Here is a 16853-nt window from a genome sequence, read left to right as displayed (position 1 = left end):
ACGGCGTGGACCTCCCCGCGGCGTCCCGCGGCCGCCCGCTCCCCGCCGCCCCCGGCCCCCCCCCCGCCGCCGCGTACCGCGTCGAGATCGGCGAGTACCTGCGCGAAGCCGAATCCCGCGGGGTTCGAGCGGACCGAGCGCACGCAGGCGCCCGCAGGCGGGCGCACGACGAGCCGCCCGCCTGCGGGCAGGGAACCTTCGACTAGCCCCCGGCTGTCGCACGCTCCGTCGACCGACCCGTCTGCCGCCGCGCCAGCTCGGCGTACCGGCCGCCCAATGTCATCAGCTCCTCGTGGGTGCCGCGCTCGACGATCTCGCCCTGATGCAGCACGACGATCTGATCGGCGTCGCTGACCGTGCTGATCCGGTGTGCGATCACGATCCGGGTGCAGCCGAGCGCCGACAGTTCGGCGGCGATCGCCGCCTCGGTCAGGGTGTCCAGGTGGCTGGTCGCCTCGTCGAGCAGGAGCACGTTCGTCCTGGCCAGCAACGCCCGGGCGATCGCCAGCCGCTGCCGCTGGCCACCGGAGAGCGCGCCGCCGCCCTCACCGACGCCGGTGCTCAGGCCCATCGGCATGCGCTCCAGATCCGGCAGGAACTGCACCTTGCGCAACGCCTCGCGCAGCTCGTCGTCGGTGACGTCGAGCCGGCCGAGCGTCAGGTTGTCGCGGATGGAACCGCCGAAGATGTACGGGAACTGGGTGACCACGCCGAAGCGCTGGCGTAGCGGCTCCAGGTCGTAGTCGTCGAGGGGCCGCCCGTCCACCAGGACGCCTCCGGCGCTCGCCCGCAGCAGCCCGGTGAGCAGCCGCACCAGGGTGGTCTTGCCGGAGCCGGTGGACCCGACGACCGCCACCTTCGACCCGGCCGCGACCCGCAGGTCGATGTTCCTGAGCACCAGCGGTGTGCCCAGGTCGTACCGGAAGTCGACCCCGCGCAGCTCGATCTCGCCGCGCAGCTCGACCGGCTGGTGGGCCTGCGGGCGCGCCGGTTCCGGTTCCTCGTCCAGCACGTCGTAGATGCGCTCCAGGTGGGACCCGATCGTCTGGAGGTAACGCAGCGCACCCATCACCTGCCCGACGGGAGCCAGCAGCAGCCCGGCGACGACGTTCAGGCCGAGCATCGTGCCGAGCGACATCCGGCCGGCCACCACCTGGACGACGCCGAACAGGAGGAGCACCAGCGGCGCGGCGACCTGGAACATCCCCATCGCCGACTCGTTGACGAGGTCCAGCCGCCGCCGCTCGAATCCCGCCCGCACCGACACGGTGAACCGGTCGGCCCACCGGCGCAACGCCCAGTTGGACAGCCCGGAACTCTTCAGGAACTCTGCCCCGGCCAGCGCGTCGATCGCGCTGCTCTGCGCCTTCGCGTCGGCGGCCAGCTCGCGCTGGGCACGCTCGTGGACGAGCCGGATGGTGCTCAGCACGATGCCGAACTGGGCGACCGCCAGGACCGCGACCACCGCGGCGTACGCCGGGCTCAGCGCCACCAGCAGGGCGGTGTAGATGAAGACGAAGACGGTGTCGAGCAGGAGCGTGGCCAGCTGCGAGGTCAGCATGTCCCGCACCGCCATGTTGCTGCTCAGCCGGCCCATCAGGTCGCCCGCGCCGCGGGTCTGGAAGTACGCGTACGGCAGCCGCATCAGGTGGCTCATGAAACGCTCACCCAGGGTGCCGTCGAGCCGACGTTGGAGCACCAGCAGCGCCAGCCCCCGGGAGAGGGTGGCGAGGGTGTGCGTCACGATGTACGCGCCCACGCCGAGGGCGAAGAGGGACAGGGTGTCCGCCCGCTGCCCGATGAGGACGTCCACGCCGTACTTCGTCGCCCAGGCGGAGGCGAGCCCGAGCACCTGCACCACGGCCGAGAGCGCCACGGCCAACACCATGAGCAGCGGCGCCAGCCGGACCAGGTCGCGCAGGAACCGCAGGGCGAGGTGGTCGCGGATCGGGCGGCGCCGACGCCGCATCGACTCTTCCGGCGTGAACTCCAGCACGGTGCCGGAGAACTCCGCGAAGAACTCCTCGTGCGTCAGCCGCCGCCGGCCGTGTCCGGGATCCACCATCCGGATCCGGCGCGGCCCGACCTTCTCCAGCACCGTGAAGTGGTCCTCGCCCCAGTGTGCGATGGCGGGCAGGCGGACGCTGGCCAGCCCGGCCTCGTTCACCCGCAGTCCCCGTGCGGCCAGCCCGTACTCGCGGGCCACCTCCAGGATGCGGCGGGCGCTGGTGCCGTCGCGTCCCACCCCGAAGTGGGCGCGCAGCTCCCGGACCTCGGTGGCGCGTCCCAGCCCGCCGAGCACCATGGCCAGGCAGCTCGGCCCGCACTCGGTGCTGCTCATCTGCACGATCACCGGTACGCGGGTCACGCTTCCTCCTCGGCGACGGCACGGGCGGCGGCGGTGGCCGGGCCAGGTGGTTGGCGGTCGCGGGGCGCCGCGCCGACCGGCGGAGCCAGCAGCAGGACGTTCGGCGTGAGGTCGGGCCGAGCGGCCCGGAGCAGCCCGTAGCCGATGCCGGCGGTGCCCATCAGCAGTCCCGGCACGTGCATCCCCTGCGGTACGCCGCAGAGCTCCTCGCCGGCGAGCACCGTCTCGGCGACCGCGCGCGTCGCCCTGCGCGCCGTGGTGACGAGAGTGTCGTCGCCGGTGGCCAGGCCGGCGGTGAGCAGGGCTTCCGCCAGGCCGAGGTCGCCGTGGCACAGGCAGTCGTTGCCGGTGCCGGTGAGCAGCTCGCCCGAGGTGAGGCTGCCCCGCACCGAGGCGACCGCCGCGTCGAGGTCGGCGCGCACCTCGGGGATGCGCACGGTGCCGAGCATGGCCGCGCGGGCCAGCGCGACGCCGGCCGCACCGTGACACCACGCGTTCATGAACGTGCCCGGCGGGGTGACGTCGCGGTGATCGGGCCAGTTGCCCGCGGCGGCGTCGTACTGGAGGTGCTCGTACCGCACGGCACGCTCGGCCGCGTCGAGGTAGCGCTGCCCGCCCGTCACCCGGGCGATCTCGGCGAGTGCGTAGGCGATGCCGGAGACCCCGTGCGAGAAGCCGAGCAGCGGCGATCGCGCGGGGATCGCGGACGGCCACGCCAGCCCGGGGTCGTGGGCCGAGGCGGTGGCGAGCAGGTGGTCGCCCGCCGCCCGCAGCGCCATCGACGTCCGCTCGTCCGGATCGACCGCGTGCAGGGCACGCAGCGCGAGCGCCGCCCCGGCGGTGCCCGCGACCACGTCGAGGTGGCGGTCGCCGTCGAACCGCCGGAGCAGTTCCGGGACGAGCCGACGTGCCTGGTCCAGCAGCGGTCGTGCTCGCCACAGCGCGCCGAGCTGGGTCAGCGCGTGGACGTAGCCGCCCAGTTCGCTGAAGCCCCCGATACCGAGCAGGTCACGGTCGGTCTCCGGCCAGTCGAGCAGGGCGTCGACGTGTCCGCTGAGCATCGCGGTGATCGCCTCGGCCGCGGACCGGAACCGCGCCAGGCCCGTCTGCTCGCCGAGTTGGCCGAGGAACACCGCGATCCCGGACAGCCCGCTGTAGCTCTCGAACGCCGTGGGTACGACGCTCCAGTGCCGGTCGGTGACGAGCGCGAGGGTCAGCCACACCGGCCGGGCCGGGTCACCGAGCGCGGTCTCGAGGAGTCGGTCGCCCAGGCGGACGGCGGCACGCTCGGCGAGCGCCTGGTCGATCTCCTCGGCCGGCGCCGCGCGCGTCCGGGGTGCGACGGCCTCCTGGCCGTCGCCGAGTTGCAGCGCGGCCAGCGACGCCGACACGGCCCAGCTCTGTTGGCGCAGGTCGGCGGCGGACAGCCCGGCGATCCGGTCCCGGACGAGGTCCAGTCCGCGGTGGGGGAAGAAGTCGCGTACGACGAGGCCACGGTCGTCGTACAGGTCCCGGGAGTCGGGTCGGGTCCGGAAGAACGGGATGTCCCGCCGGGCGAGCTGCCGGATCTCACTGGCGGCGACGGCTCGGTCAGCCACCAGCTCGGGGTGACGGGTGGCGAGGACCTCGAACAGGCACTCCCGGTCCAGGGCGTCGCCCAGCACCACAGGGTGCCAGGATTCGCCGAGGATGCGGCCGTACACCATGGTGGGCAGCACGATGAACCGGATCTCGTCCGCGGCGAACGCGGCAACCGGCCCGTCGGGGGCGGCCAGCTCGTCACGGTGCGCGAGCAGCAGCCGGTAGCAGGCTTCGAAACCGGCGACCAGGTCGGCCGTGTACCGGGCGGGGTCCACCGCGGTGCCGGCGACCGTGGGCAGGTTGTGCCCGCCGGGCATCTCCATGCGGGCCCGGGTCCGCCGCATCTGGTCGGTGCCGGTGTCCTGCCACCGCGGCACCTTCATCGGGCTCAGTTCCCCTCGCCCGCCGGCCATCCCGGACAGCTCGGTGGTCACCACCGCGTCGCCGTCCTGCTGGATCAGGCGCTGCGGCAGCAGGCCGATCGACAGCACGGACTCCTCGATGCGGTGCATCGCCTCGGCGGGCAGCACCAGCGGCCGGGTGTCGGTGGTCGGCCGAGCCTGCTGGAAGATCGCTTCCAGGTCGACGATCACCGGGTGCTCGCCGGCGGCGATGACGTTCTCCAGGTGGATGTCCGAGGCGCGCAGCAGGTACAGCAGGCTCAGGTAGGCGCCCTGGCGCCAGTAGAAGCGGCGCAGCCCCTCCTCGTCGGCGCAGCTCTCGGGGTGGACGAACTCGACCCAGCCGTACCCCGCCCGCTCCACGATGGTCAGCCGACGCAGTGGGCAGGTCATCCCCTTGGCGTTGAGCCAGTCGACCAGGGCGTAGAAATGCGACTCGACGGCGAGCGGGCGGGGCTTGTAGACCACCTTGCCGCCGCCGGCGAAGGTGAGGATCGCGACGCTCCGCCCGCCGCGGTGCGTGTCGCCGGCACCGGTCTGCACCTCCACCAGATCGTCGAGCGAGGCGGCGGTCAGGCCGAACTCCGCGCGCAGCGCCGGCAGGTCGGCCAGCACGCGTCGGGCCAGCTCGCTCCGTACCGCCAGCCACGTCTCCATCTCGTCGACGAGCTCGCGGGTGAGCGTCGGATACTCGGCGAGGATCCGCAGGGCGTACGCGGGCTGGCGAAGCTGCCGGACGAAGTCGCCGAACCGTGCTGCCGGCGTGTCACCGGAGAGTGTCCCTGCGCTGCGTGCGCGCTGCAGGTGGACCGCGAGCACCGGACTGATCATCGCCAGGTGGACCTCGTGGTTCGGCCGCAGCAACGGATGGTGCGGCGGAACCTCGCCCCGGTGGCCGAGGTCGCTGGCGAGCCGGCGCACCTCCTCGTGCAACCGCTGCTGGTAGCGGTGCGACAACGGGTGCACCAGCGCGAGCAGGTCGGCGGTCGGTCCCAGGTCGGCCGTCGGGCCGGCGTCGAACGCGGGCAGGTCGGCGGGATCGGTGGACCACGCCTGGGCCACGCTCGTCAGCCACGACGGTGGATGCGGCACCCGGTCGCGCAGGCTGTCGGAGGACTCCCCGAGGAGCAGCGCCAACTCCTCCTCGCTGAGGCCCGCCTCGTGCCACCGGGCGAGGTTCGGCTCCAGTCCGCCGGTGGCGGCCCGGACGGTCCGCCAGGCGTCGAGCCGGCGCGCGCCCCGGCTGCGGGCGGCCTCGGTGTCGGGCACCGGCACACGCCGCCGTTCCTCCAGGGACAGGGCAGCCCACCAGGCTGGTCGGTCGAACACGTCGCTGCCGAGGTCGGCGCGATCGCTCGTTGCGGTGTTGCGTGGGGCCATCACGTCTCTCCGTTGCGGCTCGTCACGATGGAACGGGTTCCGGGTGGGCGGAGGCGGCGGACGCCTCCGCCCACCCGGTGACGCGACCGGGGTGCCGATCGCCATCGCGGGATCAGCAGCAGCCGACGCTGAAGATGCCGCAGGTGCCACAGATGCTGTGCTTGAAGGTGGAGATCGTGACCGTGATGGTGAAGCACACCGCGCTGCTACCACCGTTGATCTCCTGGTCGAGGTCGGTCAGGTCCAGCTGACCGATCGGGTCCTCGACGAGTTCCGGTCGTTCCGTCATTTCTGTCACCTCCCCTCGTCAGATCGCGAACCGTCGCTGTTCTGGCCGAGCGGGATGAGCGTTTCAGACGCCGGTTGTTTTCCGGTCGACGCTCGGTTCGCTGCCGATTCAGTCCCGGTAGAACCGGTCGCCGTCGGCCTTGACCGGTGAGCCGGCGGCGTCCATTGTGTTTCTGCCGCCATCGGGCGGCACCGGTTCCTGGCCGAGCCGAGTTTCCGATTCCGTCGCCTGTTCTGACCGCGGGATCATCGCCGCCCGCCGCATTGCCGCACCCGTCATCCACGGTGGATCGGCAGGCGTGGCGACACTTCTTCTATCGATCGGAGAAATCATGGAAACTGCTGCGAGGGCGTGGAAGGACCCGGTTTTCCGGGCCACTCTCGACGACAGCGAACTCGCCATGTTGCCGGCCCACCCGGTCGGCCGGGTCGAGTTGGGTGAGATGGTCACGGATGGGACCCGGGGCGCCGGCACCGAGTCGACCGCGACGATGGGCTGCTGCAACGGGGAGCCCTACACCTTCCGCACCTGCCTCACCTGCTACCCGCTGTGGACCTGCCGCACCTGCTGGGGATGCTGATGAGCAACACGGTTGTGCGCGCATGGAAGGACCCCGCCTTCCGCACCACGCTCGACGACGCCGACATCGCCCTCCTGCCCGAGAGCCCGGTGGGCGCCGTCGGTGGCCTGGACTCGGATCTGGCGGACATCTTCGGCGGTGACCGGGCATTCACCTTCTACACCTGCTTCACCTGCCAGTGGGGCAGCCTCGGCTGCACCAACACCTGCTGGATCATGACGGCCGGATGCACGTCGGGAAGCTGCTGACGGCGGTCGGCAAACCGCATTCCGGTACCGACGACTGACCGATTTTCCATGCAGGCCGGGGTGGGCATCGTGGTGACGGTGTCCACCCCGGGCCGGAGGGCCGGGCCACGACAGCCGCGGCCGTTCCGGACGCGGACAAATGAGGGTGGAGACATGTTCGACGAGATTCTTCAGACGCCGAACTGGTGGCGTGGCCTGACCCGGTCCGAACGGGCCGGAGGCACGCCGTCGATCACGGAGGAGCAACACGACTACGGTCGCCGCCGGCGGGACGCCTGGCGTGGCGGCCACATCCTGCGCGGCACCGACATTTCGCTCGACCGGTGGGAACGACTCGGGCTGGCCGAGGACGGGATCGTCGAACTGCTGGCCGAACCGGCCGAGTCGCTCGCCGCCAGGATCCCCGACCGGCCGGCCTGGCTGGGCGTGATCGCCGAGGCGTGGCGGCGGTTCGGGTCGACGCGCCTCGACGACCTCGCCGGTGGCCCGGCGACCGGATGCGATCACGACGACCACGACCACGGGCACGACCAGGCCGGGAACGTGGTGTTCCTGAACCTGATCGCGCCGTTGCTGGCGTGGAGCCAGGAGGAGTTGGGCAGCCGGGTGGCCCGGCTGGCGGCCCGGCACGGCCACGACGACACCCTGCCGGCGGACCACTCGCTGCTACAACCGCCGCTCGATCGACTCCTGCAAATGATCATCTCCGTCATGATCCTCGAGGTGAACGTGGCCCGGGTGGAGGGCCGGCTGGCCGGGGCGACACCGGCCGAGCGGATGTCGTCGTTCATCGCGCAGATCCGTACGCCCGAGACGGCGCTCGGCATCCTGGCCGAGTACCCGGTGCTCGCCCGGGAACTGGTCACCTGCCTGCGCACCACCGTCGACGTCCGGGCCCGGTTCGCCGAACGGCTCCTCGCCGATCTGCCCGAGCTGCGGCAGACCTTCGGTGGGGACTGGCACGGACTGGCCGACCTGGCCCGGGTGAGCTTCGGCGCCGGGGACACCCACCGCGGCGGCCAGACCGTCGCGATCCTCACCTTCACCGACGGTCGCAAGCTGGTGTACAAGCCACGCAGCCTCAGCGTGGAGGTCCACTTCAACCAGGTCCTCGACTGGCTCAACGCCCACGGGCTCCGCCAACCGCTGCGGCCGCTGCTCGTCCTCGACCGGGGCGAGTACGGCTGGGTGGAGCACGTCGACGTCGCGTCGTGCGAGAACGAGGAGCAGGTGGACCGCTTCTTCTGGCGGCAGGGCGCGTTCCTGGCGCTGTTCCACGCCCTCTGCGGCTCGGACCTGCACCTGGAGAACGTCATCGCGGCCGGGGAACACCCCGTCCCCGTGGACCTGGAGGCGATCTTCCAGGTGCTGCCCCGGGTCACCGGGGCGCAGCTGGCGCCGCTCACCTTCGGCGAGGCGCCCCGCGTGGTGCGGGACTCGGTGCTCCGGGTCGGCCTCCTGCCCGAGCGCATCATCACCGCCGACGACGAGGGCATCTACGACGCGGAGGTGAGCGGCCTGGCCGGCTCCGGCGGCCAACTCTCACCCGCCCGCCTGCCCACCTTCGTCGCCGGCGGCACCGACGAGATGCGGGTCGTGCGGGACCGCCGGGAGATGCCGGAGACGCAGAACCGCGTACGGCTGGACGGCCGCCCCGTCAACGCGCTGGCCCACACCGACGCCCTCGCCGCCGGCTTCACCGACTGCTACCGGATCATCGCCGCCCACCGCGACGACCTGCTCGCCGCCGGCGGACCGATCGCCCGGTTCCGCGACGACGAGGTGCGGTTCATCCCCCGCCCCACGATGACGTACGGCCGGGTCCAGTCGGAGTCCTGGCACCCGGACCTGCTGCGCGACTCGCTCGACCGGGAGATCTTCCACGAGGTGCTCTCCTCCGCGTTCGTCGACCTGCCGGACCGCGACGTGCTGTTCGGCAGCGAACATCGACAGCTCGCCGACCAGGACATCCCGGCGTTCCACACCACCCCCGGCTCGACGGACCTCTACGACGCACAGGGGGTGGTGGCCCACGACTTCCTGGAAACCAGCGGATTGGCGGCCGTGCGGGCGCGGATCGGCGCGATGTCCGAGGAGGACCTGCGGCGACAGCTCTGGTGCATCCGCGCCTCCATGTCCGGGCTCACGGTGGGTACGCCCCACGCCGAGCGGGTCGAGTCCAGGCCGCTGCCGGAGGCGTCGATCGACGCCGATCTCGCCGTGCGGGCCGCCCGGTCGATCGCGGACCTGCTGCTCGACGCCGCCCTGGCCGCCGACGGCGAGGCGCCGTCGTGGCTGTCGGTGAACTTCATCGGCGACCGGTACTGGAAGGTCGGCCACGCCGGCATCGACCTGTACAGCGGGGTCGCCGGAGTCGCCCTGTTCCTCGGCCAGCTCGGCGCGGTCACCGGCGACGCCCGGTTCCGCCGGCCCGCCGAACAGCTCGCCGCCCAGCTCGCCGAGGTGACCCGCCAACTCGCCGCCAGCCCGGACCGGGGGGCCGGGCTGCCGATCGGCGGCTTCAGCGAGCTGGGCGGCCTCGTCTACGTACTGGGCCAGCTCGCCGAGGTGTTGCGGGCGCCCGCGCTCGTCGACGCGGCCCGGCAGGCCGCGGCGCTGTGCCGGGAGCGGTTCGCCGAGGACAAGGTGCTCGACGTGATCAGCGGCACCGCCGGGGCGGCGCTGGCGATCCTCGCCCTGCACGACGCCCATCCCGACGAGCAGACCCTCGACGCCCTCAAGGCGGCCGGTAGGACGATCGCCGACCGCGCGATCGACGTGCCCGGCGGGACAGGATGGCAGGTCGAGTACGAGAACGCGCCGGCGCTGCTCGGGTTCTCCCACGGCGCCAGCGGCATCGGGTACGCACTGGCCCGGATCGCCCAGCTCACCGGAGACGACCAGCTCGCCGAGGTGTGCGGGCGGGCGTTGCGCTTCGAGCGGCACCACCTGTCGCCGGAACGCCGGAACTGGCCCGACCTGCGGGTGATCAGTGGTCCGGGCGCCTTCATGAACGCCTGGTGCCACGGCGCCGCCGGGATCGGACTGGCACGCGCGGCGATGCTGCGACTGCCCGTGCTGGCTCCCTGGCACGACCTGATCCGCGAGGACCTGCACATCGCGACCGGCAAGGTCCGCGACGACCTGGTCGTCGACGGGCGGTACACGGGCATCGGCAACGACTCCATCTGCCACGGGGACCTCGGGTTGGTCGAGACCCTGCTGGCGGCCAGTTCGGCACTCGACGAGCCGGGCGACGCGGCGCTGGGTCTGCGGTGCGCGCGGGCGATCGCCGAGCAGGTCCTCGCCGGCGCGCCCCGGGCCGGGGTCCCGGAGCAGGTCAGCACGCCCGGGCTGCTGATGGGGCTCGCCGGCATCGGCTACGGCCTGCTCCGGGTGGCGATGCCGCACCGGGTGGCGAACGTCCTGCTGTTGGACGCACCGGGGCACGGCGGCGATCCGGGTCGGCCGGCCGAGCGAGGGCACCACGTGGTGGTGGCCGCCTGAGCGTCGCGCCCCCGTCGTGCGCTGCCGGTCAGGAGTCGGCGGGCACGGCGAGCGGGCGCAGCAGCGACAGGTCCACGTCCTCCCCGAGCAGGATCGTCCGTTCCAGCCGCTGGATCTGGGCCCCCGGGTCGATGCCCAGCTCATCCCTGAGCAGGCAGCGCAGGTGCCGGGCGACGCTGAGGGCGTCCGCCCGCCGGCCGGTCTCGTAGAGCGCGGTCATCAGCAGCTCCCGGAAGCGTTCCCGCAGCGGGTGCGCGACGACCAGGCATTCCAGCTCCGGTATCAGGACGTCGTGCCGGCCGCAGGCCAGACCCGCGCGCAACCACAGCTCGGTCGCGGCGAGCCGGCGTTCGGTCATCCGGATCCGCTCGGCCACGACCGCGGGGGCGTTCCCGACGTCCGCCATGGCCGTTCCGCGCCACAGCGCCATCGCCTGGCCGAAGTGCGCCATCGCCTCCTCGTACGCCGCCGTCGCGAGCGCCCGTCGGCCGTCCGCGCAGAGCGCGTCGAACCGGTCCACGTCCAGCTCGCCCGGGGACACCCGCAACTCGTACCCGGCGGGCCGCGTCCGCAGGACTTCGCCGTCGGGGTCGTCCAGGCTCCGGCGGAGTCGGTGGACGTACTGTTGCACCAGCTTGCGTTGGCTGCCCGGCGCCTCCTCCGGCCACAGCTGCCGCACCAACTCGCCGCAGGGCACGACGCGGTTCGACCGGACCAGCAGGACCGCGAGCAGCGTGCGCCACTTGTCCTGTCGAAAGTCCTGCCAGGTGCCGTCGGCCGACTTCGTCTGTACGGGACCGAGTATCCGGTATCGGATCGATTCGGGCAGGGCCACGCTTCCGCCTCCCACATCAGTACGACATCCGTCTCGTTCACCGGGTCACCGCTCTCCGCCGTGCCTGAGCGGCGACGGACGCACGAGCGGTGCCCGGACCGGCCGGACCGGGAGTGGTCTGCCGGGTCCTCCGCCGCCGCGCGCTCCTGCCGCGACGGCGAGGTCCCTTCAGCCTCGGGGGGACCGGTGTGTCCGGCAAGGACAGTCGCCTGTCCCGGTCACGGCCGACATGTCCGGCCTGGTCAGCGCGGTGCCTCGGGCCTGTCCGGACAGCTCACCGCCCGAACCCGGCCCCCGCCGATCGAGTTGTGGCGATAGCCTGTGGGCCATGTCGGTCGGAGCTACGGGGGACGAACGACCGGATGAGGCTGCCACCGTCGCTGAACTCGTCGCGCTCATGGCACGGCTCAAGCAGCGGTCCGGGTGTACGTACCGGCAGCTCGAACAACGGGCCACCGCGGGCGGCGAAGCGCTGCCGCGCAGCACCATCGCCGACGTCCTGCGCCGGCCGACGTTACCGCGCGCCGAGGTCCTCGCCGCGTTCGTCCGCGCCTGCGGAGGCGACCAGGAGGAAGTGGACGTCTGGCTGCGGGCACGGGATCGACTGGGCGCCGCGACCGAGCCCGCGGCACCGCCCCCGGCACCGCCCCCGGACGCACCCGATCCGGGTGACGCGCCACCGGTCCGACGCAGGTGGCCATGGCTGCGCCCTGCCGTCGCCCTGCTGGCCGCCGCCGGCCTGGCGATCCCGCTTGCGGTGTGGGCGACGGAGCAGCGTGACCAGCCAGACCGTCAGCCGGAGCGGCCCGTCGTCTCCGGCAGCCTGGACCTGCCAGAAGAGGGGGCGTGGGCGCAGATCCATCCGGTCGGCTCGCCCACCTTGTGCCTCTCCGAAGGGCGCGAGCGCACCGGCCGGTACCAGGGCTCGGTCGCGACCCTGCAGCCATGCGACAAACCCGACCTGCCCCGCACCCGCCTCGAACCCGTCCGCGACAACCTCGTCCACATCCAGTGGGATCATCCTCAGTTCGGCATCGGCTGCCTCACCGTCCTGAAGTCACCGCCGGCCCAGGACATGCTCGAACCCTGGACGGACTGCAGCCCCAGCAGGAAGGAACAACTGTTCGCCGCCGAGAGGGTCGACACGCCGGTCCCGGGCGGCTACCGGCTGCGGCCGGCAGCCAGCGGGCTGTGCATCGGCATCCGGGACGACGCCCGCACGCCCATCGGCGCGGAGGCGATGCAGGGGCCGTGCACCGGCAAGGCCCACCAGGAGTTCCTCATCGACCTGACCCCGGCGTCCTGACGAGCGTCGCACGTCCAGCGGTGCTTGGCCCGCCTCCTCGGTCCGGGGCCACGACCCGGAGCGATGGCCGCCACCGCGCGGGAGGCCGCACGGGTCCGGATCGCAGCCGACGGGAAACGGGTCGGATTCCTGTCGGTGGGGTCCTCTACTGTCCGCGGACGTGAACGCAGTGCAGACGTACCGGTATCTGGGGTCCTCCGCGTTGGGACAGGATGGACTCGCCCTGCAGACGAGTGGGGGGCCCGCGCCGAACCCGCGGTTCTTCACCGGCTTCCTCACCACCCCGCACGCGGCGGCCGTCGGCCTGCTGGCGGTCGCGGAGGTGGCCCGGACCCGGTACCACCGACCGGTCAGCCCGGCGAGCCTCGACCCCGTGGTGACCGGCAGTCGGGACCGGCTCCGGTTCGAGTCCTTCTCCGGCTGCTGCGGTGTCTACGCCCGCCTCGACGCCCTGCCCGACGGCCTGGACGGCGACGTGGTGGAGCACGGCACCACCAACGTCGACGTCAACAACCCGCTACGGGAGGCCCTGGCCCGGGTCGGCGGCCTCGACCCGCTGCACCTGTCGGTCGGCCCGGAGGACCTGACCGTCTCCACCATGGACGGCGCGGTGGTGGAGAAGAAGGTCCCGCTGCCGGTGCGTTGGCTGCGCGGCTTCGCCGAGGTGCAGGTGCTGGCCGCGAGGTTCGAGCCCCGGGCGGAGGTCCCGGCGGCCGAGGCGGCGGCGTTCCTGCGCCGGCTGCCCACGACCGCCGACCGTTCGGTGCTCTGGGTGGTGCCGGCCGGGCGGTCGCTGCGGCTGACCTCCCGGCCCGTGCCCGGCGCGGTCTGCCTGGCCGGGGCGAGCCGGTTGGCCGCCCTGCGCCCGATGCTGCGGTTCGCCCGGACCCTGCGGGTGTACGGGCCGACCGTCGCGGCCGGGTCGGCGCCCGTGCCGAGCACCTGGGAGCTGGACACGGGTGCGCTGCGCCTCTCCCTGACCCTCTCCCCCGAGCCGTACCGCGGGTTCTCCGGCGAAGGCGCGGCGCTCACCGCGCTGGCCGGGGACGATGTCGTCGACGACGCCGACCTGGTCGCCGCCCTGCTCTCCTGGGACCCGGCCATCGACGTGGATCGGCTGGCGGCGGAGGCCGGGATCGACGCGGCACGGGTCCGGGGCGCGCTGGCGCAGCTCGGCACCGCGGGGCGGGTCGGATACGACGTCTCCGAGGCCGCGTACTTCCACCGGGTGATGCCGTACGACGCGGGCCGGGCGGAGCGGGACAATCCCCGTCTGGTCGGCGCGCGGGCGCTGCTCGACGCCGGGGCGGTCGAGTGGGACGGGACGTCCGCCACGATCCGCAGCGGCGACCAGGTGTACCGGGTCCGCCGGCTGCCGGACGGCGGGTTCACCTGCACCTGCCCGTGGTGGGCGAAGCACCGGGGGCAGCGGGGTCCGTGCCGGCACGCGCTGGCCACCCGGATGCTGACCACCGACCAGGTCGAGGAGCGGGTGTGAGCCGGGCCCGACAGACGCTGCTGATGAAGAGCACCGTACGCCGGCGTCGGGAGCTGGCCGCTGGCGGGACCAGCGATTTGTTCGACCTGATCCAGAACGGCTCCGCCACGCTGGTCGCGGACGCCCTGGCCGGCCTGCCCGAGCAGCGCCGCAGGGAGATCGGCGTCGAGCTGACCGCCTGGTTCAAGGAGCGGAACCGGTCGACCTGGTGGACGGTCGGGTCGGGCACCGCCCTGGCGGTCGCCGTGGTGGGCTGCCTGCCCAGCGCGGCACAGGCGGCGGCGATCCTCGCCCGCAACTCGGTCAACCCGGACGGCGAGCGGGCCGCCGCCCTGTTGGCCGGCGTCGCCGAGGAGCGCGGCATCACCTGGCTGGGCGACCTGGCGCACCGGCTGGCCGCGAAGGTCAACCAGCAGACGTGGGTCGAGCGGTGGCGGTTCGTCGCCGCGCTCCTGCGTGCGGAGGGGGTCGCCCCGCCGACCGACGACCGGTTCGTGGAGCTGTGGTTGGGCGCGGTGGAGCTGCCGGACCGGCGCCGCTCCAGGCCGCCGGCCCCCCTGGTGGACCGGTTGCGCAGCGACCCGTTCCTGGCCGCCATGCTGCCCCGCCTGTTCGAGGTGGACGGTCTCGGTTCGCGGATGATGTTCGACGAGGTCACCACGACCTGGGAGGAGCGGGATCGGCACGTCCTGCCGACCGCGCTGGCGCGGCTCGCCGCCGAGGGGGTCGTCGACCGGACGATGCTCATCGACGGCTCACTCGGCCGGCTGCTGCGCGGCGACCGGGCGGCGGCGCTGCGCGCCTTCACCACCCTGCTCCACGAGCTGACCCCGACCACCGCCGAGGTCGCCGCCCGCGCCACCGACTACCTCCGCCTGCTCACCGACGCGCCGGCTCCGGTCGCCACGATGGCGCAGAAGGCGTTGCGGGATCTGCCCGACCTGGAGGTCGAGGCGGTACTCGACGCCTCGCGTGAGGTGCTGCTGCGGCCGGACAAGACGCTCGTACGGGCACAACTGGCCTGGCTGGACCGGTTGGCCCGCCAACACCGGGACCGGGCGGTGGAGGTCGCCGAGGTGATCGGGGTGGCGCTCGGGCATCCCGCCGTCGAGCTACGCGACCGGGCGCGCACGCTGGCCGCCCGGCACGGTCACGACCCGGCGGCGGTCGGGACCGGCCCGGCGGTCACCCGGCCGCGCGGGGACGACCTTCCCCCGCCCGCGCCGCCCGCGCCGGCGCCCGACCCGATCACCGACGTGGACGAACTGGCCGAGGAGGTCGCCGCCCTGCTCGGCACGCCGTCGCACGGCGCACCGCTGGACCGGATCCTCGACGGGCTGGTCCGGCTCACCACGACCGAGGGGCCACGGGTGCACGCCGCCCTCGCCCCCGTCGTCGACCGCCGCCACTGGTCGTGGGGCAACGAGCACCGCTACGACCCGCTCTGCCTCTGCAAGGTGCTGGTCGACCTGCTCCTCACCGCCGGCTCCGCCGAGCAGCCCCGGCGCCGCAGCCGGTGGGCGGCGCTGCTGGCCGCCGTACGCCGGACCGACCGGACGCCGTCGGCGCCGGAGCTGGCCACCATCGATCCCCGGGTGCCCCCGCCCCACCGGCTGCTGCGGGCCCGGCTCGCCGAGATCGGTGCGCACGTCGACGAGCCGGGGCAGCCCGGTCTGCTGGCCGCCCCCACCTCCGTCAACGGCATGCTCGACCCGCTGGCGCTGGTGGAGCGGCTCGCGGCGTGGGGCGACCGGACGCCCTGGTACTGGGACCTGACCCAGGCCCTGTTGCGCCTGCCCGTCGACGCCGACGACGCGGTGGCGAACAAGGCGGCGGCGCTGGGCACGCCGGCCGGGGAGCGGCTCGCCGCCTGGCTGCGCGGCGGCGGACTGCCGCAGCCGGTCATGCGGGCCACCACCGTCACCCGGCGCCCCCGCAAGGCCGGCTACGACTGGGAGTTCGACCAGCTGGTGCCGGAGCGGATCCTGGTCGAGCTGCGCCCGCCCGACGGGTACGACGACCGGTACGGCCTGCTGACCGCCGACCCGGCGCCGATCGGGGTCGAGTACTCCGGGTGGGTGAAGATGTGGCCGTCGATCCTGCCGGGGCACCGGGGGGTGGTCGCCGCGTACACCCTCCCGTTGGTGGCCGGCGCGGCGGACATGGACCAGCGCGACGGCGCCGTGGTGCTGCCGCTACTCGCCGAGAGCAGCGGCACCGGCGGGGTGGCCCTCGACCTCGCCCTGGCCTACGGCCTCGGGGCCCGGCACGGCGCGGACCGGGTCGCCGCCCTGGACGCCCTGCTCGGGCTCGCCGGGGCGGGGCAGTTCGACGCCGGCGGGGCGGGTGAGCAGCTCGGCCGTCTGGTCGCCAGGCAGTTGGTGAAGCTGACCCGGGTGGTGGAGCCGCTGCGGGACGCCGCCCTGGCCGGGGCGCCGCTGACCGTGTGGCGGCTGGTCGCCGCCGCGTTGCCGGCGGTACTCGCCGCGCCGAGGCCGCCGCGCGGCCTGCCCGACCTGCTGACCCTGGCGACGGAGACGGTCACCGCGACCGGTGTCCGGATCGAGGTGCCCGGCCTCGGCGAGGTCGCCGGTCAGGGCGGCTCGTCCCGCCTGGTCACCGAGGCCCGGCGCCTGCACCGCGCGCTCACCGCGGCCTGACACCTGTCGATGGTCCGGCGGGTCTGCGATCCGCCGGACCATCAGCGGCGGCCGTCGTCCGACGCCAGGCCGATGATCCGACGCGGTCGCCGTGCCCGGGCCGCCCGGCGGCGGCGGCCTGCCGACCCCGCCCGCCCCGGGGAGGGGGTCAACCCATCCGGTCCGGCGAAAAACCGCCGGGGGGGATACGGCGCCGCGCC

Annotated in this window: 11 protein-coding genes; 6 read left to right on the top strand and 5 right to left on the bottom strand. The window is 73.5% G+C overall.

Going from position 1 to position 16853, the window contains the following annotated elements; genetic code table 11:
• Positions 1 to 202: 202 nt before the first annotated feature.
• The 4 genes from ABZ793_RS33495 to ABZ793_RS33480 form a co-directional block, all read right to left on the bottom strand.
• Positions 203 to 2368, bottom strand: coding sequence for a peptidase domain-containing ABC transporter (locus ABZ793_RS33495; RefSeq protein ID WP_357464793.1), 2166 nt, complete (start codon positions 2366 to 2368; stop codon positions 203 to 205).
• Complete coding sequence (locus ABZ793_RS33490) at positions 2365 to 5730, bottom strand: type 2 lanthipeptide synthetase LanM family protein (protein WP_357464791.1); 3366 nt, start codon at positions 5728 to 5730, stop codon at positions 2365 to 2367. The genes ABZ793_RS33495 and ABZ793_RS33490 overlap by 4 nt, the downstream gene beginning before the upstream one ends.
• Before the next feature lie 112 nt (positions 5731 to 5842).
• Positions 5843 to 6019, bottom strand: a complete 177-nt coding sequence (locus ABZ793_RS33485) for a hypothetical protein (protein WP_176737180.1) — start codon at positions 6017 to 6019, stop codon at positions 5843 to 5845.
• Positions 6020 to 6127: 108 nt separating this feature from the next.
• On the bottom strand, positions 6128 to 6352 hold the full coding sequence (locus ABZ793_RS33480) for a hypothetical protein (protein WP_357464789.1): 225 nt from the start codon (positions 6350 to 6352) through the stop codon (positions 6128 to 6130).
• Here ABZ793_RS33480 and ABZ793_RS33475 point away from each other — a divergent pair.
• The 3 genes from ABZ793_RS33475 to ABZ793_RS33465 all read left to right on the top strand — a co-directional run bounded on the left by ABZ793_RS33475 (position 6351) and on the right by ABZ793_RS33465 (position 10354).
• Positions 6351 to 6599 carry a mersacidin/lichenicidin family type 2 lantibiotic gene (locus ABZ793_RS33475; RefSeq protein WP_350706123.1) on the top strand — a complete coding sequence of 83 codons (249 nt, stop codon included), beginning with the start codon at positions 6351 to 6353 and terminating at the stop codon, positions 6597 to 6599. The genes ABZ793_RS33480 and ABZ793_RS33475 overlap by 2 nt on opposite strands.
• Positions 6599 to 6847: a mersacidin/lichenicidin family type 2 lantibiotic gene (locus tag ABZ793_RS33470; protein WP_357464787.1), complete on the top strand. Its 249-nt coding sequence runs from the start codon at positions 6599 to 6601 to the stop codon at positions 6845 to 6847. The genes ABZ793_RS33475 and ABZ793_RS33470 overlap by 1 nt, the downstream gene beginning before the upstream one ends.
• A gap of 153 nt (positions 6848 to 7000) precedes the next feature.
• Positions 7001 to 10354, top strand: a complete 3354-nt coding sequence (locus tag ABZ793_RS33465) for a type 2 lanthipeptide synthetase LanM family protein (protein ID WP_357464785.1) — start codon at positions 7001 to 7003, stop codon at positions 10352 to 10354.
• A gap of 28 nt (positions 10355 to 10382) precedes the next feature.
• Here the strand turns inward: ABZ793_RS33465 and ABZ793_RS33460 are convergent, their stop codons facing one another.
• A complete protein-coding gene (locus tag ABZ793_RS33460; RefSeq protein WP_357464783.1) occupies positions 10383 to 11189 on the bottom strand; it encodes an AfsR/SARP family transcriptional regulator in 807 nt (268 codons plus the stop codon).
• A 328-nt stretch (positions 11190 to 11517) separates the two neighbouring features.
• Here ABZ793_RS33460 and ABZ793_RS33455 point away from each other — a divergent pair, with 328 nt between their 5' ends.
• From ABZ793_RS33455 to ABZ793_RS33445, 3 genes are all read left to right on the top strand, one after another.
• Complete coding sequence (locus ABZ793_RS33455) at positions 11518 to 12495, top strand: helix-turn-helix domain-containing protein (protein WP_357464781.1); 978 nt, start codon at positions 11518 to 11520, stop codon at positions 12493 to 12495.
• 160 nt (positions 12496 to 12655) lie between these two features.
• A complete protein-coding gene (locus tag ABZ793_RS33450; RefSeq protein WP_357464779.1) occupies positions 12656 to 13993 on the top strand; it encodes an SWIM zinc finger family protein in 1338 nt (445 codons plus the stop codon).
• Positions 13990 to 16653: a DUF6493 family protein gene (locus ABZ793_RS33445; RefSeq protein WP_357464777.1), complete on the top strand. Its 2664-nt coding sequence runs from the start codon at positions 13990 to 13992 to the stop codon at positions 16651 to 16653. The genes ABZ793_RS33450 and ABZ793_RS33445 overlap by 4 nt, the downstream gene beginning before the upstream one ends.
• Positions 16654 to 16853 lie beyond the last annotated feature (200 nt).

Origin of the sequence: Micromonospora sp. NPDC047465 (assembly GCF_040643125.1) — a bacterium.
Taxonomy (GTDB): domain Bacteria; phylum Actinomycetota; class Actinomycetes; order Mycobacteriales; family Micromonosporaceae; genus Micromonospora.
The sequence above is the reverse complement of the archived record's forward strand: the minus strand, read 5'-3'. Positions and strand labels throughout refer to the sequence as shown.